The following is a 26,408-nucleotide window of genomic DNA, read 5'->3' on the forward strand; positions in this document are numbered from 1 at the left end:
CGGGCCGGGTTCCGGTGCGCCACCGGCCGACTCACCGAGGGTGGTCGACCGATGGGTCACTTCCTGCTCGATCACGTTTCGAGGCTACCGACTGCGTGGAGCCCCGTTCCCATTGCCGTTCCCGTTGCCGTTGCCCCCACCCGGATTGGGCGCGGTGGTCACTGTCGAACCATCCGCCGGAGCGACGGGCTGCCCGGACATCGGACCCGTACCGGGATCCTGTGAGGGCTGCGGTTGCGCCCGCTGCTGGTTCTGCGGATTCGGCGCCAGCCCCGGCACCGGAATCGTGATACCGGGCAGGATTTCGACCTGACTCTGGGTGATCACCGGCGGCAGCACGGGCGCGTCGGTGGTCGAGGGCGCGGTATACGGCGCCGACCAGGACGGCACACCCGCCTGACCGCCGATGGTGCCCGGCTTGGGGAACTTGCCGTTCGGTACGCCCTTGAGCGCACCGTCCATGGTGCCCTTCCAGATATCGGCGGGCAGGCCGGAGCCGTAGATCATGCCGCCGTTGGCATTTCGCAGTTTCACGCCCTGCTCGGTGCCCATCCAGACCGCGGTGGACAGCTCGGGGGTGAAGCCGACCATCCAGGAGTCGCGGTTCTCGCCGGTATCGCCGAGCTGGTTGGTACCGGTCTTGGTGGCCGAATCGCGACCGCCCGCCAGATTGTGATTACGCGACCACTGCGCGATGGGCTTCATAGCATCGGTGACATTGTCCGCCACGGCCGCCGAAATCCGCTGCTCGCCGGCGGTTTCGCCACGATCGAGCAGGATGGTGCCGTCCGAGGTGACCACCTTCTGCACGAAATGCGGTGCGCGGTACATGCCCGAGGCCGCCAAAGTGGCGTACGCGGAGGCCATATCGAGCGGCCGCACCTGGTACTGGCCCAGCACGACACCGTTATTGGGGCCGTTGCCATCGGCTTCGGTCAGCGATTTACCCACGCCCGGAATGTTCTCCGGGATGCCGAGCTTATGCGCCATATCGGCGATCTTCTGCGGGCCGTTGCCCGGCATATCCAGCATCATGCGGTAGAAGCTGGTGTTCAATGAGCGCTTGAGTGCCTCGGCGATGGTGCACATACCGCACTGCTCGCCCTCGACGTTGGTGATCTTGATGCCGTTCACCGTCACCGGCGAGGAGTCGTACAGCGTCGAGAGCGGCTTGCCCATCTCCAGGTTCTCGGCCAGACCGAACACCTTGAACGAAGAGCCCGGCGGCAGACCGGCATTGGCGAAGTCGTAGCCCTGACCGTCGGTGCCGCCGTAGTACGCGCGCACCGCACCGGTCTTGGGATCCACCGACACCACCGCGGTGCGCAGAATCTCCGGCTCACCATCCATGGTCTTGTTCACCGAATCGACGGCCGCCTGCTGCGCCTTCGCGTCGATGGTCGTGGTGATCTGCAGCCCTTCGGTATTCAGCTCGTGCTCGCTGATACCGGCGGCCTCGAGCTCCTTGAGCACCTGGGTCTTGATCAGGCCCTCGGGGCCGCCGTCCATGGTCTTGTCACCGGCCGCCTGCGCCGCCGGAATCACCGCCGGGTACTGCATGGCAGCCCGATCGGCCTGCGCCAGATGACCACCGGAGACCATGCCGTCCAGCACATAGTTCCAGCGCGTCTGCGCGCCCTTGGGATTCTTCTCCGGGTCCAGATTCGACGGCTGCTGAATGGTCGCCGCCAGCACCGCGCCCTCGGCCGGATCCAGCTCCGAGACCTTCTTACCGAAGTACGCCTTGGACGCCGCGTCGATGCCGTACGCGCCACGACCGAAGTAGATGGTGTTCAGGTACGCGGTGAGAATGTCGTCCTTGGACCACTGCCGCGCCATCTTGGCCGAGATCACCAGCTCGTGCAGCTTGCGGCTGAGCGAACGCTCGTCACCGACCATCGCGTTCTTCACATACTGCTGGGTGATCGTGGAACCACCACCGGCGCTGGCCTTGCCCATGACATTGTCACGCGCGGCGCGCACGAAGCCGGAGATGGAGAAGCCCGGATTGGTGTAGAAATCGCGATCCTCGGCCGCGATCACGGCGTTGCGCAGGTGCGGCGGGATCTGGTCGATGCTCACATCGGTCCGGTTGCCTTCCGGCGGAACGACTTTGGACAGCACCGAGGTGCCGTCGGCCATGAACATGGTGGCCACCTGATTGGTTTTCAGGTCACCGGCTTTGGGTACATCCACGGTGGAGTAGGCGACCAGGAACATGGTGCTGGGCGCGACGATGAGCAAAGCCATGATCACGTAGGCGACCCGGCGCACAATCTTCCACGGCGACTTCTTCTTCGGCCTGCGACTACCGCCACCGCCACCGGGCCCTTCCCCGCCGGGGCGCCGCGGCGGCGGACCGCCCGGACCACCACCCTGGGGACGGCGCGAGACCGCGGGATTCGCGCCCGTCGGCGGACGGGTGCGGTCATCGCCGCGCGTCCGCTCGGCGGTGCCGGCCCCCGCGCGGGCCTGCACCCGCGGATTGCGATCGGAAACCCGTTCGGCGCGATCGGAAGTCGCGGCCCGCTGCAGATGCGCGGGCACGGCCTGCCGGCCGCCGGTGTTCATCTTCTGGGTGGCATCGGGTGCGGGCAGCTTGCGTGTCGCATCCGGAGTGGCGCGGCCCTGCGGCGGCGGCACCGGACGGCGCGCCTGCTGTCCCGGCGGTGGCACGGGTGCGCGCATCGGCTGGCCCTGCGGTCCACGCGGCGGCATGCCGCCCTGTGCGGGACGACCCGGCTGCCCCGGACCGGGCTGCCGTGCTCCCGGCGGCGGACTCTGCGGTCGCGGCGGCGGGTAGCCGCCGGGGCCGGGTTGCGAACCGCCACGCTGGGGGCGGCCGCCGTGCGGTCCGTCGTCATAGGGCGATGTCACAGCCTGGCTCTCCAATAACTCTCGATGCTTACGGTCCTGGCCTGGGGAGGCGGGGCGAGCTCATGCGGCGATAAGCCGCGGCGGGCACGGGTGTGCCCGCGAATCAGCAGACGACGTGGCCCTTCACTCGGCCGCGCGGCGGCGGGTGCCGGTTCGGCGGCGCCCGGTCGGGGCCGGGGCCTGGCCTGCCACATACGACTGCACCAGGTGGTTCCAACTGCAGGTCCGGCACACCTCGACCACGTGTACCGAGAACTCCTCGCGCGTCTCGGCCAGCCGGATCAGTTCTTCCGGGGTGCGCGCGGACCCGGAGGCCGGTCCCAGCCCGTCACCGTAGACCCACGATACGAGAGTCAGCTGTTCCTTCCGGCAGATGGGGCATGTGACCTCGCTCCCCCGCCCATGGAATTTCGCCGCACGCAACAGGTACGGATTCGCATCGCACACCGACGAGACATCCACGCGGCCCGCGTAGACGTCGGCCAGCAGCGACCGGCGCCGAAGCGCATAGTCCACTACCTGCCGCTGTATTCGCACGCGACCCAGAGTACTTGCGGGGGCACTCCGCCCGCACGCCCCAGATGGACTCTCAGGGTTCCGTCAGGCGGTACATGCGCGCGAAATATATCGGCGCGATATAGTTTGGAACTGCATCCATCGGTTAGATCTGCAAATAACAGTCAGGAGGGGGTGAGGCCCGATGCTCGAACTGGCAATCCTCGGGCTGCTCCTCGAATCTCCGATGCACGGCTATGAACTGCGCAAGCGGTTGACCGGACTGCTCGGCCCGTTCCGGGCCTTCTCCTACGGGTCGCTCTATCCGACCCTGCGGCGCATGCAGTCCGATGGCCTTATCGCGGAAGAGATTCCACCGGGGTTGACCACACGCCGTGCGCGGCGCGTGTACCAGCTGACTGACACCGGCCGGGAGCGCTTCGCCGAGCTCCTGGCCGATACGGGACCGCAGAACTACACCGACGACGGCTTCGGCGTTCATCTGGCCTTCTTCAGTCGCACCCCCGCGGAGGCGCGGATGCGGATCTTGGAGGGGCGGCGGAGGCAGGTCGAGGAGCGCCGAGAAGGACTGCGGGAGGCGATCAAACGAGCCAGCGGGCAACTGGATCGCTACACCCGGCAGCTCCATCAACTGGGTCTCGAATCAAGCGAGCGCGAAGTGCGCTGGCTCAACGAGTTGATTGCTGCGGAGCAATCGACGAAGGCGGCACCACAGAAAGAGGGAAATAGCGGCCATGAGTGAGAGCAACACCGAAGTTCGGGTGGCCATCATAGGTGTGGGTAACTGTGCTTCTTCCCTGGTCCAGGGTGTGCAGTACTACAAGGACGCGGACGAAACCGCGACCGTTCCCGGCCTCATGCACGTCAAGTTCGGCCCCTACCATGTACGCGATGTGAAGTTCGTCGCCGCCTTCGACGTCGACGCCAAGAAGGTCGGCTTCGATCTCTCGGACGCGATCTTCGCCAGCGAGAACAACACCATCAAGATCTCCGATGTGCCGCCGGCCGATGTGCCCGTGCTGCGCGGACCGACCCTGGACGGCATCGGCAAGTACTACGCCGAGACCATCGAGCTGTCGGACGCCGAGCCGGTCGACGTGGTCAAGGCGCTGAAGGACGCCAAGGTCGACGTCCTCGTCTCCTACCTTCCGGTCGGTTCTGAAGAGGCCGACAAGTTCTACGCGCAGTGCGCCATCGACGCGGGTGCGGCCTTCGTCAACGCGCTGCCCGTCTTCATCGCCTCCGATCCGGTGTGGGCGCAGAAGTTCGTCGACGCGGGCATCCCGATCGTCGGCGACGACATCAAGTCCCAGGTCGGCGCGACCATTACACACCGCGTCATGGCCAAGCTGTTCGAAGACCGCGGTGTGCAGCTGGACCGCACCATGCAGCTGAACGTCGGCGGCAATATGGACTTCAAGAACATGCTCGAGCGCGAGCGTCTCGAGTCCAAGAAGATCTCCAAGACCCAGGCCGTCACCAGCAACCTGAAGAAGGATCTGGGCGAGGGCAATGTGCACATCGGCCCGTCCGATCACGTCGGCTGGCTGGACGACCGCAAGTGGGCGTACGTACGCCTCGAGGGTCGCGCCTTCGGCGATGTGCCGCTGAACCTGGAGTACAAGCTCGAGGTGTGGGACTCCCCGAACTCGGCCGGCATCATCATCGACGCCGTCCGCGCCGCCAAGATCGCCCTCGATCGCGGCATCGGCGGCCCGGTCATCCCGGCCTCCGCGTACCTGATGAAGTCGCCGCCGAAGCAGCTGGCCGACGACATCGCCCGCGACCAGCTGGAAGCGTTCATCATCGGCGCTGAGTAAGAACCTTCCGAGGCAACTCGGTACCGGGTGAGGGAAGCCCGGTCGAGCCGATGGCTCGACCGGGCTTTGCCGTTTCCGGAGCGGATCAGGGGTGGTCGCCTGTCTTCGGAGCATTGAGGTGGCGGTACAGCGTGGCGCGGGAAATCCCCAGCTCGGCGGCGATCTCATTGATACTGCGGCCGTCCGAATCGCGCAGGCGGCGTGCGGATTCCATCAACTCGGCCGTTACTGTGGCCGGTCGTCCACGAGAGACGCGGCGGGCCGGGGTGGTGCTGCCCGCGCTGTCCGCTGTCGAATTACGCTGGGGCCGAGGGAATTCCAGGCAGTGCGGCGGCCGGGGCGAATCCAGCAGCCGCTGCGCTCCCTCGATGATCGCGGCGCGCAACTCCGTAACCGGTTGATCGGCAAACACGACCACTGGATCGCTCAGTGCCGCATAGATTTGCGCGGCGCGCACTCGGTCGGCGAGGCCGGGTTCGGGTCCGGCGAGTAACTGCTGGGCCGACAGGGCGATATCGCGCAGGCGGGCGAAGGTCGCCGGGTTCGCCGACAGTGCCTGGTCCTGCATATGCATGCGCAGTAATTGCCGGTGGGTCAGCCAGATATCGATCAGGCTTTCGACCACGGCCCAGCGCGCGGAATCCGGATCCTCGATCTCACGCACGGTGGCGAGTGCGGCTTCGGTCTCGACGAGCAGCGGCTCCACCAGGGCGGCGACGATATCGCTCTTGTTCGAGAAGTGGTAGAGCACAGCGGTTTTGGTGAGACCTACCTGTTCGGCGATCTCCCGCACCGAGACGGCGTAGTACCCGCGGTCGGCGAAAAGCTCCAGCGCGGTGCGCAGGATGCGGGTCCGCGAGTCATCGGTCATGTCTCGAATTCTAGCCATTGACTGACCGATGGTCAGGAGCCTACCCTGGCTACTGACCATCGGTCAGTATTTCTGAGACTTGGGGAAGAGATCATGCGGAACGAACGGATTCTGATTTCAGGTGCGGGCATTGCCGGGCAGGTCCTGGCGTATTGGCTTGCGCGGCATGGGTTCCGGCCCACCGTGGTCGAGCGGGCGGCCGAATTACGCACCGGCGGACAGGGAGTCGATATTCGTGACCAGGCCATCGGCGTGGCCGAGCGAATGGGCATCATGCCGCGGGTACGCGAGCACGCGGCCGATGTAACCGGTATGCGATTCGTGGACCGGGATGGTCGCACCATCACGCGGATCGATACCGACGCGATCAAGGAGAAGCAGGTCAGCGCCGAGGTGGAGATCATGCGCGGGGATCTCGTCCATATTCTGCGCGATGCCGTGCCCGCCGAGGTCGAGTGCATCTTCGGTGACTCCATCCAGACCCTCGCCCAGGCCGCCGACGGGGTGGATGTCACCTTCGAGCATGCTCCGGCGCGCCGGTTCGACCTGGTCATCGGCGCGGAGGGGCTGCACTCGGCGGTGCGCCGCCTGGCCTTCGGCCCGGAGGAGTGGTTCGTACGCCATATGGATCACTACTTCGCCTTCGGCAATGCCGATGCGGCGCTCGGACCCGACCGCTCGATGACGGTCTTCAATACGCCGGGCAGGCTGGCCGGGTTGTATCGCTCCGGTACCTCACCGCAGGCCAAGGCGTACTTCATGTTTCGCAGCGATCGGCTCGACTGGGATCATCGTGATCCGGACGCCGCCCGGCGCATGTTGGCCACCGCCTTCGGTCGTGAATCCGATTGGCACGTACCGGAATTGCTCGCCGGCGCACTCGCGGACCCGGACCTGTACTTCGACGCTCTCGGCCAGGTCCGAATGGACTCTTGGTCGACCGGCCGGATCGCCCTGGTCGGCGATGCCGCCTACTGCGCGTCACCGGTGTCGGGGGCCGGGGCGGAGCTGTCGCTGACGGGCGCGTACCGGCTCGCGGGCGAGCTGGCGATGGCCGGGGGTGACCATGAAACAGCGTTCCGCCGCTACCAGACCGGACACCGGGAACTGGTCGACCGCAAACAGCAGATCGGCCCGAACCTACGCCTGATGGTGCCGAAGTCGCGGCTGGGCATGGTCGTGCGCAATACGATCACCCGTCTGCCGCTACTCGAGTCCCTGGCCGGAATGGAGCGCATCATGGCACCCGCCCCGACCCCGCCGCTCCCGGACTACGAAAACGTGTCCCCTGCCCGTCACGAGTGAGGTTCGGACACACGGCCTTCGGCCCGGCTGTGAGCGGCGCGGGCAACGCGACCCGGCTCGCGGAGCTCTGCCGCGTCGAGCACATACGGCGCATCGGCCCAGTGCGGGCGTCACCCTACTACACCGAAACGGGGCTGCCCCGCGATCCAATCGCGGGGCAGCCCTTCGTTTTTCCCTCGGTGCGAGTCAGTCGAGCGAGACGTAGACCTCGACGGAGGTCGGGCCGGTGTAGCGCTCGATCTCGGCGGTGTGGGATCGGGTGATGGTTCCGGCGTTTTCGGCCTTGGCGACCTTGGCCCAGGCGGTGCGGAGCAGGTCGTAGGGCTTGTCGGAGACCACGAATTTGGCGTAGCGACCGGTGGGGATGCGGGTGACCACATCGCCGGTGTCGAGTTGGCCGAGGTCGGGGAGTTCATAGCCGAGAACGGCTACGGCGTGGTCGTTCTGGCCGATGTAGGCGGCGACGCGTTCGACCTTCTTCTCGCGGGCGAGATAGCGGTCCCAGGTGAAATTGACCAGGTCGAGGTCGCGTGCGGTGACCTCGCGCCCCGCCAGCGGGATGGTCAGCCCGCCGACGAGGAACGCATCGAGAGTGATGATTTCGAAATCCACAGCCCCTACCCCTCCGCGCCGGGATACAGCGCGACGAAAACCTCCACGGTCCGGGAGTCCGGATACCGTTCGAAATCCCCGGTATACGCGCGGTTCAGCGTGCCCGAGGCTTCCAGATCCCACACCGTGCGCCAGATGGAGGCGATGGTGTCGCCCAGATTCTCGCCGGTGCGCGTGAACATCGCGAAGGTGCCGGCCGGGATCCTGGCCATGACATCACCGGGCAGCAGATCGTCCAGGGTTTCGCAGCGGTAGCCGACGATGTGGGTCAGATAGGAGCCGATCTCGGGTGCGTGATCGACATACGCGGTCGCGGGTGGTCCGGGCAGGCTGCGGGCGAGGTTCTGTTTCCAGGCTTCCTCGACCTTCGCGCGGCGCGGTCCTTCGACCGCGAGTGCCGGGCTGCGTAGCACCGTTCCGGCCACCAGCGTCTCCGGGCGTTCAACAACATTGAAATCCACCGGCGTCGCCCCTAAGTCTCGTGCTGTCTCCGACCCCACCCTGCTCCCAACCCGCATCCTGCCACCGACGTCCGGAGTCGATGGCACCGGTGGCCGTTTCTACAATATCCGCGGCCGGGGGCGGATGGGTTCGGTAGTCGCGATTCATGATCAACTATCCCGGAACCGGGAGGCTGAGGCCGGGGAAGATCTCCACCTGGCGTGGCGGCGGGGCGGGCGGGACGATGACCGCCGGTGCCTGCGGTGCGCTCGGACCCGGATTGAGTATGTCGTAATTACCGGCCCCCGGCTGGGCGGCGGGCAGTTCGCCCGGATTCGGGAACTGCTCCACCGGTGTGCCGTCCAGCGCGCCGTCCATGGTCTGCTTCCAGATATCGGACGGCAGCCCGGAACCGTAGATGGCGGCCCCGCGCGCGGTCAGAATCGGTTGCGACTGTTCGGTTCCCACCCACACCGCGGTGCAGAGCGACGGGGTGAAGCCGACCATCCAGGCATCTTTGTTCTGCCCGGTGTCACCCAGTTGAGTGGTGCCGGTCTTGGCCGCGGAGGGCCGCCCGGCGAGATTGTGATTGTTCGAGTACCCGGCGATCGGCAGCATGGCCTGCGAAACGGTATCGGCGACGGTGGTTTGGATGCGCTGTTCGCCGCGCTGCGGATCGGCCCCGCGATCCAGCAGTACCCGGCCGTCGCCGGTCACCACCTTCTGCACGAAATAGGGTGCGCGATACGCCCCCGAGGCCGCGAGTGTCGCGTACGCCGAAGCCATATCGATGGGCCGCACCGAATACGTGCCGAGCACGATGGACGGCAGCGGCGGCCCGTTCTCCTCGGTCAGTGTCTTGCCCGCGACGCCCGGGATCTGCTCGGGGATACCGGCCTGATGTGCCGCGTTCGCAATGGCTTTCGGGCCTTCGAACAGAGCCTGGGTGAGCCGGTAGAAGCTGGTGTTGAGTGAGCGTTTGAAGGCTTCGCTCAGCGAGCAGGTGCCGCAGGACTCACCGCCGACATTCTGGATCTTCTCGCCGTTCACGGTCAGCGGCTGGCTCTCCAGCTTGTAGGACAGCGGAATTCCCTGTTGCAGCGCGGCCAGCACCGCGAAGGTCTTGAACGCGGAGCCGGTTTGCAGTGGGGCCTGGGCGAAGTCGAAGCCGATACCGTCGGGTCCGCCGTAGTAGGCGCGCACCGCACCGGTGCGTGGATCGATGGAGACGACCGCGGTGCGCAGTTCGCCTGGTTGCCCGCCCATCGCATTGCCGACCGCGCCGAGCGCGGCCTGCTGGGCGCGCGCGTCGATGGTCGTGAAGATTTGCAGCGCACCGGTATTCAGCTCCTGCTCGCTGATGCCGGAGGCGCGCAGTTCGCGCAGTACCTGGGCGCGGATCAGTCCCTCGGGGCCGCGCGGAATGCTGTCGCCCACCTCGGTGGCGGGGACGATATCGGGAAATTGGATGGCGGCGCGGTCATTTCGGTTCAGCGCGCCCATCTCCACCATGCCGTCCAGTACATACGCCCAGCGGGCGCGCAGCTGCGGCAGATGGGTCTCCGGATCGAGGATGGACGGGGTGCGGATGACCGCGGCCAGTACCGCGCCCTCGGCAGGGGTCAGTTCCGGTGCCGGTTTGGCGAAATAGGCTTTGGCGGCGGCGGAGATGCCGTACGCGCCGCGGCCGTAATAGATGGTGTTCAGGTATGCCTCGAGAATGTCGTCCTTACTCCATTCCCGGGACATCTTGGCGGCGATGATGAGTTCGCGCATTTTGCGGCTCAGGGTGCGCTCGGAGCTCAGGAAGGCGTTCTTCACATACTGCTGGGTAATGGTGGAGCCGCCGCCCGCATCCTCTCTGCCGAGGAAATTGTCGCGGGCGGCGCGGATGAACGCCGTGGTCGAGTAGCCGGGATTGGTGTAGAAATTGCGGTCCTCGGCAGAGAGCACCGCCTGGCGCACCGGTTCGGGAACATCGCCGATGGGCACCGGAATTCGATTGCCCTTCGGCGGAACGACCTTCGCGATCACCGTATTGCCGTCCGAGGTGAGGATGGTGGCGATCTGATCGGCCTGTACCGCGGACGGAGCGGGAATCTCCGCGCTCCAGTAGGCGAGTCCGAGCAGCATGGCCGGAAACACCAGGAGGATGACGAAGAGCGCGCCGACCACTCGCAGGACGCGCTGCCTGCGCGAGCGCGGCGGGCGGGTCGCGGCGTCCGGCGGCGGTGCCGGTTTCGCGCGCCGGCGCGGTTTGCCGGGTGCGGGTTGCTTGCGCTGTGGAGTCGCCGCGAGCTCGTTCCACCCCGCCATGGTGGCGTACGGCGCCGGTTGGCTGCGGCGCCGTTTACGGGACGAGCTCACGATCATCTCCTTCCGGAGCGTCGAAAAAGCTTGTGTACGTCAGAGCGCCGCAGGAGCGGCGCGACCCATGCTAATCGACCCGACCGTCAGGATCAGGACTTCACGCCGCCCGCCGTCAGACCGGAAATGATGCGGCGCTGGAACAACAGCACCATGATCACCAGCGGAATCGTGACAATGGTGCCCGCCGCCATAATGGCGGCATAGGGCTGTACGAGCGGATTGTTTCCGGAGAAACGCGCCACCGCGACGGTGACCGGTTCGGTCTTGTCGCTCGAAAGCAGTCGCGCCAGCAGGTATTCGTTCACCGCGGCGATGAAAGCCAGGATGGCCGTGGTGAATACGGCGGGCGCGGCCAGCGGCAGCATGATCAACCGGAAGGCCTGGAATCGCGACGCACCGTCGATACGCGCGGCTTCTTCGAGCTCCCACGGCAATTCGGTGAAGAACGATGCCAGGATGTACACGGTCATGGGCAGCACGAACGAGATGTTCGGAATGATCATGGCCTGGTAGTGCCCGATCCAGCCCAGGTCGGTGAAGAGCTGGAACAGCGGGGTCACCAGCACTACGACCGGGAACATGGACGCGCTCAGAATGAGTCCGGAGACCACGTACTTGCCGCGGAAGGTCAAGCGCGCCAGGGCATACGCGGCCAGTACGCCGAGCACGAGTGCGACCACGGTGGTGGCCGCGCCGATGACGACGCTGTTCAGCAGCGCCCGTCCGAAGTCGTTACCGCGGCTGGTGTCGAAGGCGTCGCGGAAGTTGTCGAGGGTGACGTGTGTCGGCCACGGCGTGTTGTCGAAGGTGTAGGCCGGATCGCGCAGCGCGGTGACGACCATCCAGTAGAACGGGCCCAGGCCCCACACCAGCACGATCAGCGCGCCGAGGTAGACGCGGCCGGATGCCAGCCGCTTGGTCCACGGAACCGCTTGCGGCGCGCGCTCTTTCGCGGCGGCGACGGGTGTCTTGCTCGTATCGATGCTCATCAGTGCGCCTCCCGCTGCTCTTCCTGGGTGCGAACGGCGTTGGCCCCCAAGACCTTCACCAGCAGGAACGCCACCGTGAAGATGAGGAAGAAGGTGATCACCGACAGTGCCGACGCGCTGTTCGCGCCCTGCCGTACCTGATCGACCACCAGCATGGAGATGGTGCGGGTGTTCGGATTGGACTGGGTCAGGATGGCGGGCAGGTCGTACATACGCAACGCGTCCATGGTCCGGAACAGCACCGCCACCAGCAGTGCGGGTTTCAGTAGCGGCAGGGTGATCTGGGTGAATCGCTGCCACGCGGACGCGCCGTCGACCCGGGCCGCCTCGTACACGTCCTCCGGAATGACCTGCAGGCCGGCGAGAATCAGCAGCGCCATGAACGGAGTGGTCTTCCACACATCGGCGATGATGACCGCGAAGCGGGCGGGCCAGGCGTCCGCGGTCCACAGAATGTGGGTGCCGAAGACCCGGTTCACCACGCCGTCGTACTGGAACATGAACTCCCACAGGCGTGCGGTGACGGCGGTGGGGATGGCCCACGGGATGAGCACGGCGGCGCGCAGCAGGGCGCGGCCCTTGAACGTCTTGCCCATGATGACGGCCATGCCCAGGCCGATGGTGGCCTCCAGGGTCACGGTCACCACCGTGAACAGCAGGGTGACGCCGATGGCCATCCAGAACTGGGAACCGAGATTGCCGGTGGGGCAGTCGACGGTCGCGCCCAGTGAATCGGTGCACTGCTGCAGCAGCCAGTGCTTGTAATTGTCGATGCCGGCGCCGCCGCCCTCGACGAACATGCCGGTGGCCTTGTCGATTCCGGCGTCCTTCTGGAAGGACATCCACACCGCGCGGACCACCGGATAACCGACCACCACGGCCAGTGCGAGCAGCACCGGCGTGACGAACAACCAGGCACGCCTGGATTCGGCGAACCCCGCGCGCAACCGGCCCATACGGGAGACCGGTTGCGGCTGATCGGAATTGGGCGACTTGGTCAGGTCGGGCGTCGCGACATCGGTCGCTCCCGAAGGACGTGACACCGTTTCTCTTCTCCTACGGGACGGACTCGTCGGACTACGAACCGGCGGTCTCGATGCCCTTCTGCATTCCGACAATGGCGTCGTCGACGGACTTCGTACCGGTCAGCGCAGCATATGCGTTGTCCTGGATGGCCTTCGACACCGCCGGGTAGAACGGGGTGACCGGACGCGGCACGGCGGAGGCGATGGACTCCTTCAGCGCGGGCAGGTACGGCATCTTGGCGATCAGAGCCGGATCGTCGTAGACCGAGGCGCGCACCGACGGCAGCGCGCCCTGGGCGACGATGTGCTGGGCGTCCTCGCTGATCAGGAAGCGAAGGAAGTCCAGTGCGGTGGCCTTGTTCTTGGAGTACGAGCTGATGGCCGCGTTGTAACCACCGAGCGTGGAGGCGCCGACGCCGTCCTTGCCGGGCAGCGGGGCGACACCGAACTTGTCCTTCACCGCGGAGGCGTCCGAGCCCGCGTCGCCGAAGGACGACGGCCAGCCGCGCATGAACATGAGCTTGCCGGTGACGAACGCGTTCTGCGACTCCGGCTCCTTGAAGGAGATGGCTTCCTTCGGGATATCGCCGTTCTTGTACGCGTCGACCAGGGTCTGCAGACCCTGGCGGGCCTGGGCGCTGTTCACGGTGGGGGACTTGCCGTCCGCGCCGACGAAGCTGCCGCCGAAGGCATTGATGACCTCGGCCGCGTTCACGGTCAGACCCTCGTAGGGTGCGAATTGACCGGCGTAGCAGCCGATTCCGGCTTCCTTGGCCTTCGGGCACTGGGCCAGCAGTTCGGTCCAGGTCTTGGGCGGCTCGGGCGCGAGGTCCTTGCGGTAGAACAGCAGGCCGCCGTTGGTGTTTCGCGGCACGGCGTACAGGGTGCCGTTGTAGCGGGCCGATTCGACCGGCGGCGACAGCAGCGTCGCGGTGTCGATGGCGTACGAGTCCTTCAACGGCTGGATCCAGCCCTTGGCGGCGAACTCCGCGGTCCACGGCACATCGAGCGCGACCACGTCGTAGTCGGTGGACTTGGCCTGCAGATGCTGCTTCAGGTCGTCGTACTGCTGGGAGGCGTCGTTGGACTGCTCCTTGAACGTCACCTTCTCATCCGGGTGCGCGGAGTTCCAGCGCTCGACGAGCTGCTTGACCGCACCGGTTTCGGTGGTGTCCTTGCCCTCGACGTAGGTGATCGGCCCACGCCCGGTGAGGTTCTGCGAGGTGGCGTTGCTCCCCGAATCGCTGGAGCACCCCGCGGCGAATGTCGCGGTCAGCAACGCTGCCGAGGTGACAGCCACCGCGGCCCGCGGGACGAGCGACGATCGTAGGGACGACACCTTCTTCAAAACCATCGCGAGTACTCCAGGGTCGAGGCGTGAGCGGCGGCACACTCAGCCGGTTGCACACAGGAAGATACATGGTGGATGTTCCCCGTGCCCGTACTACCTCGGACTTCGCACCCCCGCACGGTAGGACCCGGTCCCGGGGCGCACGATCATCGGCCCAGCTAGGCTGGGTGCCGATGTCTTCTCAGGACAAATTACTCACGCGTATCGGCGGGCTGCTGCGCCAGGCCGAATCGACCGACAACGAGCATGAGGCCGAGGCTTTCCTCGCCGCCGCACAGAAACTCGCCACCCGGTCCTCGGTGGATCTGACTGTGGCACGGGCGCATATCGCGAGTCGGGAGCGGCGGCCCACGCCGATCCAGCGGGTGATTCCGATCGGTGAGCCGGGCAAGAAGGGGTTGCGCACCTACGTGCAGTTGTTCGTGGCGATCGCGGCTGCCAATGATGTGCGCTGCGATGTGGCGCGCTCCTCGACCACGGTCTACGCGTACGGTTTCGACTCCGATATCGACACCTGTGAGGCGCTGTACGGCAGTCTGCTGGTGCAGATGGTGCGGGCGTCGGATCAGTACATCAAGTCCGGGGCGTACAAGAGCGCTACCACCGAGAAGGTCGTCGCCGAAACCCGCTGGGGCCGTACGATCCAACGTCGTGTCCAGGCCCCTGTCGCGGCCGTGACCGCCCGCCTGAACTTTCAGATGGCCTTCGCCGCGCGCATCGGCCGTCGCCTCGCCGAGGTCAAGACCGAGGTCGAAGCCGAAGCGGTGCGCACCGAAACCATCTCCACCGGAACGGCTTTGGCTTTGCGCAACAAGGAGCTGGAGCTGACGGATTTCTACTCCAGCACCTCCGAGGCGCGCGGGACCTGGCGTGGGCCGCAGGCATCGGCGGGCTACTCCGCCGCTGCCCGCCGCGCCGGTGATCGCGCCGGGCGCTCCGCGCGACTGGGCACCGCACCCGAATTGGGTGGCCCGCGTGGACAATTACCCCGAGGCGAGGGGTGATGTTCGGCGCGAGCGGCCGCGGGCGACTGCCGGGCAGCGTGGGCTGATGTCCGGCCTGCGGGATTCGCAGCGGTCGCAGGTGTACGACGCGGAAACGCTGGTGCGCGGGGTATTCGAGCGTGCCGACGAATTCGGGGCACGCACGGTGGAGGTGCTCGGCTCGCATGTGACCCTGCCGGTGGAGCGGAAGTTCGCCTCGGTGGAGTCGACGCAGAGCTACGTCGATCGCGTACTCGCCTTGAATTGGGTTGCCGCCCAATGGAAGCGGGCCGATGTACCGGTCACGGTCCGGGCCCGGTCAGGAGCGAAGGCGGCGCACTACGAAGCCGATGACGCGGTGCTGGCCGTGCCGCTGCACGTACACGGAAAGGCTTGGGCGCTAAGGGAGTTGGTGATCCTGCACGAACTCGCGCATCACCTCGACCCCGATCACGCGGGCACCGCGCCACACGGACCCGAATTCTGCGGCCGCTATATCGAACTCGTCGACGGCATCATCGGCCCGGAAGCCGCACTGTTGCTGCGCACCACCATGTACTCGTGTGGCGTACGCATCTCCTGAAATGCAGTTGCGCAGATCGGATTTCGATGCCATTATCGAATTCATGATCTCCTTCAACGGAAAGGCGGCCACCGCCTCGAAGCGGTGACCCCGGTCGCCTCCCCGCGTCGGCAGCGAGCCAGCGGGAATTCTCTGCAAGAACAGCTCGAGCGCGTGGAATACGCGTGCCGATTACGCGATGACTGGTTGCGGGTGGGCCTGTCCCCCGAACCCGCGGATCGAGACGCCGCCGAGTACGCCGTCACCGAGCTATATCGCCTGGTCGGCGCGCTACCACCCGAATTCGTCTGGGCGCCTTCACCCACGGCTGCGGTGGCGATGCTACGGTCCGACCCGAACGGACCACCGGGTTTCGTATACCCGCCGACCAATATCCCATTCCGGAACTGGCCTTTCCCGCAACGTCTCTCCGGTGCGAAATACAGTATGCGGACACGATTAACCGCATTGACCGGGTACGAGCCCGAATCCTGGAACACCCGATCCCGAATAACCGAACAGGAATGGGCGACCAAGACACCGCGCGAATTACTCGCGGCCGGTGCAACGGTTCGGCGGATCATCGATTCGATGGTGCATCGTCCATTGCAGGAATCCTTGCGCGACAACCTGTATCACCCGATGCGCGCCGAATTTCTGGGGCCGGGCGACCGCCGTCCGGAGGCCCTCGGATACGAACAGTACGACACCTGGACCGTCGCCTTCCATCAGCTGTGCCGGACAGCCGGATTCGCCGAATACCGGCCGGACGACGCCCACCAATTGGATCAATGGGTGACGCTGGCCCGCAGTACTGGCTGGTGGTGGCCCGGATTGCGACGCTGCGTCATGGCCGAGCGGCCGACCGTCCTGCGCACCAGACCCAGGGCGCATGCCGTCCACGGGGAGGTGCGATTGCATTGCCCCGACGGACCGGTGATCGAATTCTCCGATGGCGCACAGGTATTCGCGCAGGCGACCGCCCACAAACCGCCCGCCCGCAAATCCGGCGCAGCGCGTTGATCATGGACTGACGTCCACGCTGTCGACGGTTCCGTCGGGGTGCCCTGCAGCTCGGCTATGGCAGTAGCGCCGCGACTTGCTCCAAGCGCTGCCGCCACCAGATGACCCGCTGCGGGTCGGGGTGGCGGTAGCGCTCCAGCAGTTCCGGGTCCGGGGTCGGTGGAGTGGCAGGGACCGCGAGGTATCCGTCCACCGGGCGCAGCGAGTCGGCGACCAGGTCGCCGGTGAACAGCGATAGCGTGTCGAGTCCGCAGGCGAAGTCCAGCTCGGGAAGTGCTGCCGCCAAGGCGATCTGGGCTGACAGTCCCACGCTGGTCTCGAGTGCCGACGACACGATGCACGGTAGGCCCGCCGCCTCGGCGACCTGTAATGCGCGCCGCACGCCACCCAATGGAGTGCACTTCAGTACGGCCACATCGGCGGCACCCGCGACCGCGACCCGCATCGGATCCTCTGCGCGCCTGATGGATTCATCCGCGGCGATCCGTACATCCACTCGCCGCCGCACCGCCGCCAGTTCCTCGATGGTCCGGCACGGCTGCTCGACGTACTCCAATCCCCCTGCGGCCCTGTCGATCAGCTTGATTCGCTCGACGGCCGTCTCCACATCCCACACCGCATTGGCATCGATCCGCACCGCCCCACCCGGCCCCAGCGCCTCGCGAGTAGCGGCCACCCGCTCCAGATCTTCCGCAAGCGAATCCGGATGGTCGGCCACCTTCACCTTGGCGGTCCGGCACCCGGACGCCACCACGATCTCCCGCGCCCGCTCGGGACCCACCGCCGGCACAATGCAATTCACCGGTATCCGATCCCGCACCGGTACGGGCCACCCCACCGTCGCCTGTTCGACAGCAGTGGCCAGCCAGCTCGCCGCTTCCCGATCGTCGTATTCGGCGAACGCGCAGAACTCGCCCCACCCACGCGGTCCGGGAATCAACATCCCCTCCCGCACGGTGATCCCACGAAAGCGTGTCCGCATGGGAATGGCGTAAACGATCGCGGCATCGAAGTCGGCTGCCGCGCTGAAGGCCCGAGAGGCATGATCGCTCATCCCCGCCGAGCCTACCCACGACCGCCTCTACTGCCCTGGCCGTGGGAACTTTCAGAACCAAAACAAGAACAAACAAGACAAAGACGCCAGGACGAGAAGAGACAAGAACCTTCGAAGACCTGGACGTGTGATCAACGGGAACTGAGCGGGGGCATTTCCGGCGTGTCGCCCCGGTCAGTTCCCGGTGATCGATTGTCCCGGTGACGGGTGGGGTGTTTTGTCTTTTCGTTGTGGTTCTGAAGGTGACCACGGCAACCCGGCCAGGCTGGGCGCGAGTATTCGCGCCTGAGGGGGGAGCGAAAGCCGGGTACGGCAGACGAGGTGACCACTCCGAAGAATCGTGGCCATCATCCGAACCCCGCTGGGACCCAAGGTAACCACCCGAGTCTGCTACGAAGGCCCTGAGTGGTGTCGGTATCTGCATTCAACGCAAACGCTGGTGCGGTGTGGTGCGGCCGGTTTCGGGTGGCGCGCCGCTAACGGACTGGCGTCCGGGTCGCGACACGGCGAGAATGCCGGAGTAGACGATCGACCGGGGGAGCCCAGTAAATATGTACCCACCCAATGAACCGCGTAGGCCCGGTTCGGACAGTGCACCACCACATTCCGGCCCCGCCCGCCCGCCCGGCGATCCGGCGCAGGCGTGGCAGCAGGGCGGGCAGGGGCCGGGTGGGCGTGTCCCGCCGCGCGGGCCCGGCGGTCCGGTGCCGCCACCCGGTCCGGGTGGTCCGGCGCCACAGCGGAATCCGGGCGGTCGGCCGGGTGGACCTGGTGGTTCGCCCGAGCCCGGTGGGCAGGGCGGCCCCGGTGGTCCGGGACCATGGCAGGGTCCGGGTGAGGTTGGGGCGCAACGGAATACCGGTGGTTCGGGGCGTCCACCGGGGCCTGCGCCTGTCCGGGGCCCTGGCGATCCCGCATCGCAGCGTAATCCCGGGCGTGTGCAGCCGCCCGGTGGTCCCGGGTCGCCGCAGGGGTCGGGGCAGTTCGTGCCGTGGGGGCCGGAAGGGCCTGCATCGCAACCGGTTCCGGGGCCGCCGCAGGGCTCGGGTGGTCCTGGATATCCACCGGGTGCGGGCGGTTCGGGGCATTCGCAGGGGCCGGTTGGTCTCGCATCGGGTGGTCCGGGACAGCCGTATCTGCCCGAGGTCGACGAGGAGACGGTGCGGCGGGCGAGGTCGAGTGCGGACTCGGCTGGGGATTCCGGGGCGAAGTCGGGTGCGGCGGAGGTGAAGTCGGGAGCCGGGCGGGCGCGCGTGGGTCGGAAGGATGTGTTGCTTGCGGCTGCGCTGTTCGCGGTGGATATCGCGATTATGGCGCTGTGGTCCTATGACCTGTTCGGGAAGGCTTTCGGGCTGATACACAACCGGTGTACTGCCAAGAAGGATTTCTCGGTGCAGTGCTCGGTGGTGCGGCCGGGCGCTTCGGCGTTGTGGGGCTTGCTGATTGGCGGCGGCGGTATGTCGCTCGCTTTGGTCGCGGGGCTGGTGCTGGCGGCGGTGGCGGCTATGACCGGTCGCCGGGCCTGGTGGTGGACGGCGGCGGCGCTGCCGATCATCGCGATCTGCGGTGCGCTCGGTCACGTGCTGGTCGGCAACCCCGTGAGCTGACCCGCGATCGCTTTGGAGGGTCTGTCGCAACCACCGGGTGTCGCTGGGGCGTCTGGGTATTCGCGAGCTCGCTGAGCTGCTCGGGAATCGGCGGGCTTCCGCCTGGGTGACGGCGCGCGGCGGTCCTGCGGGGCATGCTGGGGGGATGGCGGAGTGTCGGCCGCCGATACGTTCGGTGGATCTTGCTGTCGCAGGGGTGATTTACCTCGCGGCGGTGGTTTTCGCCTGGGTGCTGGCGGGATTCGTGCCGGATTACGAAGTGCTGGCACGGGATACCGGCCAGACGCGTGATCTGCCGTTCGCGTATTTCGTGGGGTGGTTCGGAATCGCTTTGACGCTCATGGTGATTCCGTTGTGGGTACTGCGGGCCGTGCAATCGCGGCAGCGCGCCTGGACCACCGCCCTGGTGGCGTTTCCGCTGCTGGTGGAGGCGTGGGTGCTCGGATTGCTCACCGCGAATGTCGTGGTGTCGTTCTGAGCACCCTCCTTCGATTATCAGAGGCGTTCGTAGATGGTGGCGTTGGCCAATCCGCCTGCCTCGCACATGGTTTGCAGGCCGTAGCGGGCACCTCGGTCGTGCATGGCATGGACCAGGGTGGTGGCCAGGCGGGAGCCGGAGGCGCCGAGGGGGTGGCCGATGGCGATGGCTCCGCCGTTGACGTTCACCTTGGACAGGTCGGCTCCGGTGTCGTGTGCCCAGGCCAGGACCACCGAGGAGAATGCCTCGTTGACCTCGAACAGGTCGATGTCCGAGAGCTGGAGTCCGCTGCGCGCCAGCACCTTTCGGGTCGCGGGGATGACGGCGGTCAGCATGAGCAGCGGGTCGTCGCCCGCGACGGCGAAGCTGTGCAGGCGGGCCAGCGGCGTGAGGCCGAGTTGGGCGGCGCGCTCGCTGGTCATGATGAGTACAGCGGAGCTGCCGTCATTGATCTGGCTGGCATTGGCGGCGGTGATACGCCAGCCGATCTGCGGGAAGCGGGCCGCCATCTCCTCGCTGTAATAGGCCGGGCGCAGGCCGCCGAGGGTTTCCAAGGTGCTGCCCACCCGGATGCCCTCGTCGGTGGTGAGGCCGGCCAGGGGTGCGAGCTGGGCCTCGAACGCACCGTCTTTGGTTGCGCGGGCGGCCTTTTCGTGGCTGGAGAGTGCGAACTCGTCCAGCTGGGTGCGGGTCAATCCCCATTTCGCGGCGATGAGTTCCGCGCTGATGCCCTGTGAGACAAGTCCTTCCGGGTACCGTTCGGCGAATCCGACTCCGGCGATGTCATCCGCGCCGATCATGTTCGCGCCCATGGGTACTCGGCTCATGGATTCCACGCCACCGGCCACGACAATGTCGTATGCCCCGGCGATGACGCCCTGTGCCGCGAAGTGGATGGCCTGCTGGCTGCTGCCGCACTGCCGGTCGACGGTGGTGGCGGGTACGGATTCTGGGTATCCGGCGGCGAGTGCGGCGCGCCGGGTGAGGTTGCTGCCCTGTTCGCCGACCGCGGTGACGACGCCGCCGATGACATCGTCGATGAGTTCGGGATCGATGCCGGTGCGCCGCACCACCTCGCGCAGGCTGTGTGCGAAGAGGTCGGCGGGGTGCTGTCCGTGCAGTGCGCCATTGGCCTTGCCCTTGCCGACGGGGGTGCGTACGGCTTCGACGATGACTGCGTCTCTCATGGCTTGTCCTTTTCGGAGTAGCTGGCTTCATTGCCCTAATGCCAGGTTACGAGCTGGCCATAGTTGAGGCAAGTCAGCATGTGTATGATGTACGCCATGCCCGTCGTATTGGAAGGAAAGCTCGCGGACCTGAGTGCGTGGAAGCCGGAGGGCTGCTCCATAGCCAAGGCCATCGATATCGTCGGCACCCGCTCGGCCATCCTCATCCTGCGCGAGTGCTACTACGGCACCACCCGGTTCGACGGCTTCGTCACCCGCGTCGGCATTACCGATGCCGCGGCGTCGAGCGCGCTGCGCAAACTCACCGAGGCCGGACTGCTGCAGAAGCGCCCGTATCAGGAGGAGGGCAAGCGCACCCGGCACGAATACGTCCTCACCCCAATGGGTTTGGGCTTGCTTCCCGCCGTACTCGCACTCTGGCAGTGGGGTGACGAGTACCTACAGGACGGCAGGCCCCCACTGGAGCGAGTCGAGGACGCCACAGGTGAGCCGGTGCGCGTGGAAGTCCGCTCGGCTTCGGGAAATGAAGTGCCCCTGGAGAATCTGCGCGTTCGCGTCAATAAGAAATGGCGTCGCCCCGCGTAATACGAGACGACGCCATCGGTCTACCGGAACATCAGTTCAGCCGACGTCCGTCTTCCGGCCCGAAGAAGTAGATGTGCTCCGCATCGGTGGCCAGGCTCAACCGCGCGCCCTTGGTCGGCGGGTTACGCCAATCCGCCCGCGCCACAATGGTTTCCCCATCGCCGAGGGTCCGGCCGTAGATGTACGCGTCGGAGCCGAGCTCCTCCACCACATCGACCTCCATACCGATGCCCTGACCCTCGCTCACCGGCTCGAGATGCTCGGGCCGCACACCGACCACGACACGCGGCCCCGCGGCCTCGGTCACCGTGCGCGGCAATACGATTCGATGCCCGCCGAGGAATACCGCTCCGCTCTCGACCGGCAGCGTGAACAGGTTCATGGCGGGCGATCCCATGAATCCGGCCACGAAGAGATTCGCCGGATTCCGGTACAGATCGCGCGGTGACGCGCACTGCTGCAGCAGTCCGTCCTTGAGCACGGCGACCCGGTCGCCCATGGTCATCGCCTCGACCTGGTCGTGCGTGACATACACGGTGGTGGTGCCGAGCCGGCGTTGCAGCTGCGCGATCTGGGTGCGGGTCTGTACACGCAGTTTGGCGTCCAGATTCGACAGCGGCTCATCCATCAGGAACACCTGCGGCTGGCGCACGATGGCGCGGCCCATGGCGACGCGCTGGCGCTGACCACCGGAGAGCGCCTTGGGTTTCCGGTCCAGGTACGGCTCCAGGTCCAGCAGTTTGGCGGCCTCCAGCACGCGCTGCTGCCGCTCTTCCTTGGCGACCTTGGCCATCTTGAGTGCGAAGCCCATATTCTCGGCGACGCTCATATGCGGGTAGAGCGCGTAGTTCTGGAACACCATCGCGATATCGCGTTCCTTGGGCTCGGCATGGGTGACGTCCCGGTCGCCGATGAGAATGCGGCCTTCGCTCACCTCCTCGAGGCCCGCGAGCATGCGCAGCGAGGTGGATTTGCCGCAGCCGGACGGGCCGACGAGCACCAGGAATTCGCCGTCGGCGATCTCCAGATTCAGTTCATCCACAGCGGGTTTGGCCGAGCCCTGGTACAGCCGGGTGGCCTTGTCGAAAGTCACCGTTGCCACGGTGCACATCCCTTCACCGGCAGGAACGTGCCGGACGATCCGAGTAGAGGGGTTGTTCCCGGGCATGGGCCCGGGTCCCGGGGACGATACCAAGCGGGGGAATGCGCCGCAGGATGCCCGGGTTGTCGAAGAGCGAGGCATGCGCCTCGAACGCGGACTTCGCCTGCGCTGCGCAGGCTACCGGATATTTCCCGAGACCAGGAGTGCCCATGAGCCGACCGGTTCGTATCGGTGTTCAACTGCAACCACAGCACGCGCCCGACTACGGGTTGATCCGGGATGCGGTGCGCCGCTCCGAGGATGCCGGGGTGGATATCGTCTTCAACTGGGATCACTTCTACCCGCTGTACGGCGATCCCGAGGGCGCGCACTTCGAATGCTGGACCATGCTGGCCGCGATCGCGGAGCAGACCGAGCGGGTGGAGCTGGGTGCGCTGGTCACCGGCGGCGGCTACCGCAATCCGGATCTGCTCGCCGATATGGCGCGCACGGTGGATCACATCAGTGGCGGGCGTTTCATTCTCGGTATCGGCGCGGGCTGGTTCGAGAAGGACTATGAGCGGTACGGCTACGAATTCGGCACCGCCGGAAGCCGTTTGGATCTGCTCAAGGATTATCTGGCGCGGATCACCGATCGCCTGGCCAAGCTGAATCCGCAGCCGGTGCGCGATATTCCGATTCTCATCGGCGGTGGTGGCGAGAAGAAGACGCTGCGGCTGGCCGCGCAGTATGCCGATATCTGGCACAGCTTCGCGGATCTGGAAGTGCTGCAGCGCAAGTCGGGGATTCTGGCCGACCATTGTGCGGCCGTGGGTACCGATCCGGTGGCCATCGAGAAGTCGGTGGATTGGCCGGGCGCGGACAAGGCCGCCGCTTTCGTGGCCGCGGGGGCGACATTGTTCACGGTGGGGGTCGGTGGGCCGGATTACAACCTCGAGGGTGTGCAGCAGGCGGTTGCCTGGCGGGACAAGTTCTCCGCATAGGTGTGGATCCCGGCCGAAAGCATGCCGGGATGACGGGGGAGCGATGCGGTTGCTGGACTCGAGCTGATGGCAACTCTGGTGTAGCGGGCCGGCCCCACTAGGGTGTTTTGTCATGGTTTGCTTGCGAATGGCCAGGTCCCGGCGGTACGGCCGCCGACCTCGCATGCTGTCGATGGCGGGGGTGTTGCTGGTCACGCTGGGTGCGGTCACCCTCGGGACCGGGCCGGGCTCGGCCGCACCGAACAGCGGTGATCTCTGCTCACCGCCGGGGCCGGCGGCAGCCAGTGCCGCGCCGACGAATCTGGCGGCGGGGCAGCAGTCCCCGTCCTCGGACAGGTACACCACGGCGACCACCGAACCGCTGGATCGCATCGATGTGACCAAGCTGGGTTTGCTCACCCCGGGCAAGCTCAGCGTGGGCACGCTCTCGGATGCCCCGCCGAGCATCTGCCTCAATTCCAAGGGCACCTTCACCGGTTTCGACAATGAGCTGCTGCGGGCCGCCGCCGCCAAGATCGGTGTGCAGGTGGAGTTCACCGGCACCGATTTCGCGGGTCTGCTGGCGCAGGTGGCCAATGGCCGTTTCGATGCCGCGTCGTCGAGCATCACCACCACCGATGCGCGCCGCAAACTGGTCGGCTTCACCAATGGCTACGATTTCGGCTACTTCTCCCTGGTCGCGCCGAATGGCAGTGCGATCAAAGGCTTCTCGGATCTGAATCGCGGTACCCGGATCGGCGTGGTGCAGGGCACCGTGCAGGACGAGTACGTGGTGAACGAGCTGCACCTGGATCCGGTGAAGTTCCCGGATTACAACACCGCGTACGCAAATCTGAAGACCGGGCAGATCGATGCCTGGGTGGCCCCGTCGCAGCAGGCCATCGGCATTATCAAGCCCGGTGACGCGGCCTCGATCGTGCAGAACACGTTCAGCCTCAACAACTTCACCGGCTGGGCGGTGCGCAAGGACAATCAGCCGCTCACCGATGCGCTCAATGCGGGTCTGGACGCGGTGATCGCCGACGGCACCTACGCGAAACTCTATGAGGACTGGGTGCCGCGCGAGCTGCCGCCGGGTTGGAAGCCGGGTTCCAAAGCCGTTGCGCCGCCGCAGCTTCCCGATTTCGACAAGATCGTGGCCGAGCATGCGAACGACAACGCCGGTCAACCTGCCGCGCAGCCGAAATCCACGCTCGCCCAGTTGCAGGACACGTTCTTCGACTGGTCGTTGTACCGCAAAGCTTTTCCCGATCTGATCAAGACTGGTCTGCCCAATACCCTTATCCTGGCGCTGGTTTCGGGTGCACTCGGCACCGTGCTGGGCATGCTGCTCGCGGTGGCGGGTATCTCCCGTACCCGCTGGCTGCGCTGGCCGGCCCGGGTCTACACCGATATCTTCCGTGGCCTGCCCGCCGTGGTGATCATTCTGATCATCGGTTTGGGTGTCGGCCCGGTGGTGAAGAACGTGACCGGCAACAACCCGTACTGGCTGGGCGTGGTGGCGCTGGCACTGCTGTCCTCGGCCTATATCGGTGAGATCTTCCGCTCCGGTATCCAATCGGTGGAGCCGGGCCAGTTGGAGGCGGCCCGCGCCATCGGTTTCGGTTACCGGCAGGCCATGACCCTGGTGGTGATTCCGCAGGGTGTGCGCCGGGTACTGCCCGCGCTGATGAATCAGTTCATCGCGCTCATCAAGGATTCCTCGCTCATCTACTTCCTGGGACTGCTTGCCACGCAACGGGAATTGTTCGCGGTGGGCCGAGACCTGAACGCGCAGACCGGAAGTCTCTCACCGCTGGTCGCGGCGGGTCTGATGTACCTGGTCTTGACGGTGCCGCTGACGCACCTGGTGAACTACATCGACGGCCGCCTGCGTACCGGCCGCGCCGAGCAGACGATCGAACCGGTCGAGCAGGCCGTGATCACGGAAGGGCGTGGAGCATGAGTGCCTCTCTCACCGGTACCGGACTGCATGTGACGCTGGGCGGCAATGAGGTGCTGCGCGGGGTCGACATTCATGTGGACGCGGGCAAGACCACCACGGTTATCGGGCCGTCGGGTTCGGGCAAGTCGACGCTGCTGCGCGTACTGAACCGGCTGCACGAACCGAGTAGGGGCGACATCCTCCTCGACGGTAAGTCGGTGCTGAAGGATGATCCGGACCAGTTGCGCCGCCGGATCGGCATGGTGTTCCAGCACTTCAACCTGTTCCCGCACAAGACCGTCGCGGAGAATGTGGCGCTCGGCCCGCAGAAGCTGCACGGGCTCTCCAAGGAACAGTCGCGCACCCTGGCTTTGGAGCAGTTGGAGGCGGTCGGCCTGGCGGGCAAGGCCGATGCCCGGCCCGCGAACCTGTCCGGCGGTCAACAGCAGCGGGTCGCCATCGCCCGTGCACTGGCGATGAAGCCGCAGCTAATGTTCTTCGACGAGGCCACCTCGGCGCTGGACCCGGAGTTGGTGAAGGGCGTGCTCGCGCTCATGGCCGAATTGGCGAAGGGCGGCATGTCCATGATCGTGGTGACGCACGAAATGGGTTTCGCCCGTTCGGTATCGGATCGAGTGGTGTTCATGGATCACGGCAAGGTTGTCGAAACCGGTACGCCGGAGGCACTTTTCGACAACCCCGAAACCCCGCGCCTGCAACAGTTCCTCTCGCAGGTTCTGTGA

Annotated in this window: 24 protein-coding genes; 12 read left to right on the forward strand and 12 right to left on the reverse strand. The window is 66.2% G+C overall.

What is annotated here, in order from left to right; translation table 11 throughout:
* Window positions 1-84: 84 nt before the first annotated feature.
* Together GFY24_RS03070 and GFY24_RS03075 are read right to left on the reverse strand one after the other, a co-directional pair.
* Window positions 85-2,250, reverse strand: coding sequence for a transglycosylase domain-containing protein (locus GFY24_RS03070; RefSeq protein WP_228565968.1), 2,166 nt, complete (start codon window positions 2,248-2,250; stop codon window positions 85-87).
* Between the two features lie 750 nt (window positions 2,251-3,000).
* Window positions 3,001-3,414, reverse strand: coding sequence for a DUF5318 domain-containing protein (locus GFY24_RS03075; RefSeq protein WP_084515684.1), 414 nt, complete (start codon window positions 3,412-3,414; stop codon window positions 3,001-3,003).
* A gap of 163 nt (window positions 3,415-3,577) precedes the next feature.
* Here GFY24_RS03075 and GFY24_RS03080 point away from each other — a divergent pair, with 163 nt between their 5' ends.
* Window positions 3,578-4,135, forward strand: a complete 558-nt coding sequence (locus GFY24_RS03080; RefSeq protein ID WP_067574917.1) for a PadR family transcriptional regulator — start codon at window positions 3,578-3,580, stop codon at window positions 4,133-4,135.
* Window positions 4,128-5,213 carry an inositol-3-phosphate synthase gene (locus tag GFY24_RS03085; RefSeq protein WP_153803352.1) on the forward strand — a complete coding sequence of 362 codons (1,086 nt, stop codon included), beginning with the start codon at window positions 4,128-4,130 and terminating at the stop codon, window positions 5,211-5,213. Before GFY24_RS03080 ends, GFY24_RS03085 begins: the two co-directional genes overlap by 8 nt.
* 85 nt (window positions 5,214-5,298) lie before the next feature.
* Here the strand turns inward: GFY24_RS03085 and GFY24_RS03090 are convergent, their stop codons facing one another.
* On the reverse strand, window positions 5,299-6,084 hold the full coding sequence (locus GFY24_RS03090) for a TetR family transcriptional regulator (RefSeq protein ID WP_153803353.1): 786 nt from the start codon (window positions 6,082-6,084) through the stop codon (window positions 5,299-5,301).
* Window positions 6,085-6,177: 93 nt separating this feature from the next.
* On the opposite strand from GFY24_RS03090, the gene GFY24_RS03095 reads away from it, so the two are divergent.
* Complete coding sequence (locus GFY24_RS03095; protein WP_153803354.1) at window positions 6,178-7,389, forward strand: FAD-dependent monooxygenase; 1,212 nt, start codon at window positions 6,178-6,180, stop codon at window positions 7,387-7,389.
* Between the two features lie 186 nt (window positions 7,390-7,575).
* On the opposite strand, the gene GFY24_RS03100 is transcribed toward GFY24_RS03095, so the two are convergent.
* The 6 genes from GFY24_RS03100 to GFY24_RS03125 all read right to left on the reverse strand — a co-directional run bounded on the left by GFY24_RS03100 (window position 7,576) and on the right by GFY24_RS03125 (window position 14,180).
* On the reverse strand, window positions 7,576-8,001 hold the full coding sequence (locus tag GFY24_RS03100) for a GyrI-like domain-containing protein (protein ID WP_309230376.1): 426 nt from the start codon (window positions 7,999-8,001) through the stop codon (window positions 7,576-7,578).
* A gap of 5 nt (window positions 8,002-8,006) precedes the next feature.
* Window positions 8,007-8,462 (reverse strand): GyrI-like domain-containing protein, encoded by a 456-nt coding sequence (locus tag GFY24_RS03105; protein ID WP_309230377.1) that lies wholly within the window; start codon window positions 8,460-8,462, stop codon window positions 8,007-8,009.
* A gap of 154 nt (window positions 8,463-8,616) precedes the next feature.
* A complete protein-coding gene (locus GFY24_RS03110; protein WP_153803356.1) occupies window positions 8,617-10,815 on the reverse strand; it encodes a transglycosylase domain-containing protein in 2,199 nt (732 codons plus the stop codon).
* Window positions 10,816-10,901: 86 nt separating this feature from the next.
* On the reverse strand, window positions 10,902-11,801 hold the full coding sequence (locus GFY24_RS03115) for a carbohydrate ABC transporter permease (RefSeq protein WP_153803357.1): 900 nt from the start codon (window positions 11,799-11,801) through the stop codon (window positions 10,902-10,904).
* On the reverse strand, window positions 11,801-12,757 hold the full coding sequence (locus tag GFY24_RS03120) for a carbohydrate ABC transporter permease (protein WP_153803553.1): 957 nt from the start codon (window positions 12,755-12,757) through the stop codon (window positions 11,801-11,803). The genes GFY24_RS03115 and GFY24_RS03120 overlap by 1 nt, the downstream gene beginning before the upstream one ends.
* 121 nt (window positions 12,758-12,878) lie before the next feature.
* Complete coding sequence (locus GFY24_RS03125; RefSeq protein ID WP_153803358.1) at window positions 12,879-14,180, reverse strand: ABC transporter substrate-binding protein; 1,302 nt, start codon at window positions 14,178-14,180, stop codon at window positions 12,879-12,881.
* Between the two features lie 170 nt (window positions 14,181-14,350).
* On the opposite strand from GFY24_RS03125, the gene GFY24_RS03130 reads away from it, so the two are divergent.
* The 3 genes from GFY24_RS03130 to GFY24_RS03140 all read left to right on the forward strand — a co-directional run bounded on the left by GFY24_RS03130 (window position 14,351) and on the right by GFY24_RS03140 (window position 16,745).
* Window positions 14,351-15,181 carry a DUF2786 domain-containing protein gene (locus GFY24_RS03130; protein WP_153803359.1) on the forward strand — a complete coding sequence of 277 codons (831 nt, stop codon included), beginning with the start codon at window positions 14,351-14,353 and terminating at the stop codon, window positions 15,179-15,181.
* A gap of 46 nt (window positions 15,182-15,227) precedes the next feature.
* Window positions 15,228-15,743: a TIGR04338 family metallohydrolase gene (locus tag GFY24_RS03135; RefSeq protein ID WP_153803360.1), complete on the forward strand. Its 516-nt coding sequence runs from the start codon at window positions 15,228-15,230 to the stop codon at window positions 15,741-15,743.
* A 153-nt stretch (window positions 15,744-15,896) separates the two neighbouring features.
* Window positions 15,897-16,745, forward strand: a complete 849-nt coding sequence (locus GFY24_RS03140; RefSeq protein WP_153803361.1) for a DUF6745 domain-containing protein — start codon at window positions 15,897-15,899, stop codon at window positions 16,743-16,745.
* A 55-nt stretch (window positions 16,746-16,800) separates the two neighbouring features.
* Here the strand turns inward: GFY24_RS03140 and GFY24_RS03145 are convergent, their stop codons facing one another.
* Complete coding sequence (locus GFY24_RS03145; RefSeq protein ID WP_153803362.1) at window positions 16,801-17,799, reverse strand: o-succinylbenzoate synthase; 999 nt, start codon at window positions 17,797-17,799, stop codon at window positions 16,801-16,803.
* A 1,268-nt stretch (window positions 17,800-19,067) separates the two neighbouring features.
* Between GFY24_RS03145 and GFY24_RS03150 the strand changes: the two genes are divergently transcribed.
* Both GFY24_RS03150 and GFY24_RS03155 read left to right on the forward strand, forming a co-directional pair.
* The gene (locus GFY24_RS03150; protein ID WP_228565907.1) at window positions 19,068-19,406 is read left to right on the forward strand and encodes a hypothetical protein; all 339 of its coding nucleotides are present in this window, start codon (window positions 19,068-19,070) and stop codon (window positions 19,404-19,406) included.
* A 196-nt stretch (window positions 19,407-19,602) separates the two neighbouring features.
* Window positions 19,603-19,884: a hypothetical protein gene (locus GFY24_RS03155; protein ID WP_194852717.1), complete on the forward strand. Its 282-nt coding sequence runs from the start codon at window positions 19,603-19,605 to the stop codon at window positions 19,882-19,884.
* A 17-nt stretch (window positions 19,885-19,901) separates the two neighbouring features.
* On the opposite strand, the gene GFY24_RS03160 is transcribed toward GFY24_RS03155, so the two are convergent.
* Window positions 19,902-21,071, reverse strand: a complete 1,170-nt coding sequence (locus GFY24_RS03160; protein ID WP_153803365.1) for a thiolase family protein — start codon at window positions 21,069-21,071, stop codon at window positions 19,902-19,904.
* Window positions 21,072-21,167: 96 nt separating this feature from the next.
* On the opposite strand from GFY24_RS03160, the gene GFY24_RS03165 reads away from it, so the two are divergent.
* A complete protein-coding gene (locus GFY24_RS03165) occupies window positions 21,168-21,656 on the forward strand; it encodes a helix-turn-helix domain-containing protein (protein ID WP_228565908.1) in 489 nt (162 codons plus the stop codon).
* Window positions 21,657-21,687: 31 nt separating this feature from the next.
* On the opposite strand, the gene GFY24_RS03170 is transcribed toward GFY24_RS03165, so the two are convergent.
* A complete protein-coding gene (locus GFY24_RS03170; protein ID WP_309230378.1) occupies window positions 21,688-22,758 on the reverse strand; it encodes a sn-glycerol-3-phosphate ABC transporter ATP-binding protein UgpC in 1,071 nt (356 codons plus the stop codon).
* A 209-nt stretch (window positions 22,759-22,967) separates the two neighbouring features.
* On the opposite strand from GFY24_RS03170, the gene GFY24_RS03175 reads away from it, so the two are divergent.
* The 3 genes from GFY24_RS03175 (at window position 22,968) to GFY24_RS03185 (ending at window position 26,408) form a co-directional block, all read left to right on the forward strand.
* The gene (locus tag GFY24_RS03175) at window positions 22,968-23,741 is read left to right on the forward strand and encodes an LLM class F420-dependent oxidoreductase (RefSeq protein WP_153803367.1); all 774 of its coding nucleotides are present in this window, start codon (window positions 22,968-22,970) and stop codon (window positions 23,739-23,741) included.
* A 172-nt stretch (window positions 23,742-23,913) separates the two neighbouring features.
* Window positions 23,914-25,686 carry an ABC transporter substrate-binding protein/permease gene (locus GFY24_RS03180; RefSeq protein WP_194852718.1) on the forward strand — a complete coding sequence of 591 codons (1,773 nt, stop codon included), beginning with the start codon at window positions 23,914-23,916 and terminating at the stop codon, window positions 25,684-25,686.
* On the forward strand, window positions 25,683-26,408 hold the full coding sequence (locus GFY24_RS03185; RefSeq protein ID WP_153803368.1) for an amino acid ABC transporter ATP-binding protein: 726 nt from the start codon (window positions 25,683-25,685) through the stop codon (window positions 26,406-26,408). Before GFY24_RS03180 ends, GFY24_RS03185 begins: the two co-directional genes overlap by 4 nt.

The organism is Nocardia sp. SYP-A9097, from assembly GCF_009649815.1.
In the GTDB taxonomy this organism is placed as follows: domain Bacteria; phylum Actinomycetota; class Actinomycetes; order Mycobacteriales; family Mycobacteriaceae; genus Nocardia.

Coding starts and splice junctions, on each gene's coding strand:
- GFY24_RS03070 (WP_228565968.1), bottom strand. CDS start 2,250: ATGGCTTTGCTCATCGTCGCGCCCAGCACCATGTTCCTGGTCGCCTAC.
- GFY24_RS03080 (WP_067574917.1), top strand. CDS start 3,578: ATGCTCGAACTGGCAATCCTCGGGCTGCTCCTCGAATCTCCGATGCAC.
- GFY24_RS03085 (WP_153803352.1), top strand. CDS start 4,128: ATGAGTGAGAGCAACACCGAAGTTCGGGTGGCCATCATAGGTGTGGGT.
- GFY24_RS03090 (WP_153803353.1), bottom strand. CDS start 6,084: ATGACCGATGACTCGCGGACCCGCATCCTGCGCACCGCGCTGGAGCTT.
- GFY24_RS03095 (WP_153803354.1), top strand. CDS start 6,178: ATGCGGAACGAACGGATTCTGATTTCAGGTGCGGGCATTGCCGGGCAG.
- GFY24_RS03110 (WP_153803356.1), bottom strand. CDS start 10,815: ATGATCGTGAGCTCGTCCCGTAAACGGCGCCGCAGCCAACCGGCGCCG.
- GFY24_RS03115 (WP_153803357.1), bottom strand. CDS start 11,801: ATGAGCATCGATACGAGCAAGACACCCGTCGCCGCCGCGAAAGAGCGC.
- GFY24_RS03120 (WP_153803553.1), bottom strand. CDS start 12,757: ATGGGCCGGTTGCGCGCGGGGTTCGCCGAATCCAGGCGTGCCTGGTTG.
- GFY24_RS03125 (WP_153803358.1), bottom strand. CDS start 14,180: ATGGTTTTGAAGAAGGTGTCGTCCCTACGATCGTCGCTCGTCCCGCGG.
- GFY24_RS03130 (WP_153803359.1), top strand. CDS start 14,351: ATGTCTTCTCAGGACAAATTACTCACGCGTATCGGCGGGCTGCTGCGC.
- GFY24_RS03135 (WP_153803360.1), top strand. CDS start 15,228: ATGTCCGGCCTGCGGGATTCGCAGCGGTCGCAGGTGTACGACGCGGAA.
- GFY24_RS03145 (WP_153803362.1), bottom strand. CDS start 17,799: ATGAGCGATCATGCCTCTCGGGCCTTCAGCGCGGCAGCCGACTTCGAT.
- GFY24_RS03160 (WP_153803365.1), bottom strand. CDS start 21,071: ATGAGAGACGCAGTCATCGTCGAAGCCGTACGCACCCCCGTCGGCAAG.
- GFY24_RS03165 (WP_228565908.1), top strand. CDS start 21,168: ATGCCCGTCGTATTGGAAGGAAAGCTCGCGGACCTGAGTGCGTGGAAG.
- GFY24_RS03175 (WP_153803367.1), top strand. CDS start 22,968: ATGAGCCGACCGGTTCGTATCGGTGTTCAACTGCAACCACAGCACGCG.
- GFY24_RS03180 (WP_194852718.1), top strand. CDS start 23,914: ATGGCGGGGGTGTTGCTGGTCACGCTGGGTGCGGTCACCCTCGGGACC.
- GFY24_RS03185 (WP_153803368.1), top strand. CDS start 25,683: ATGAGTGCCTCTCTCACCGGTACCGGACTGCATGTGACGCTGGGCGGC.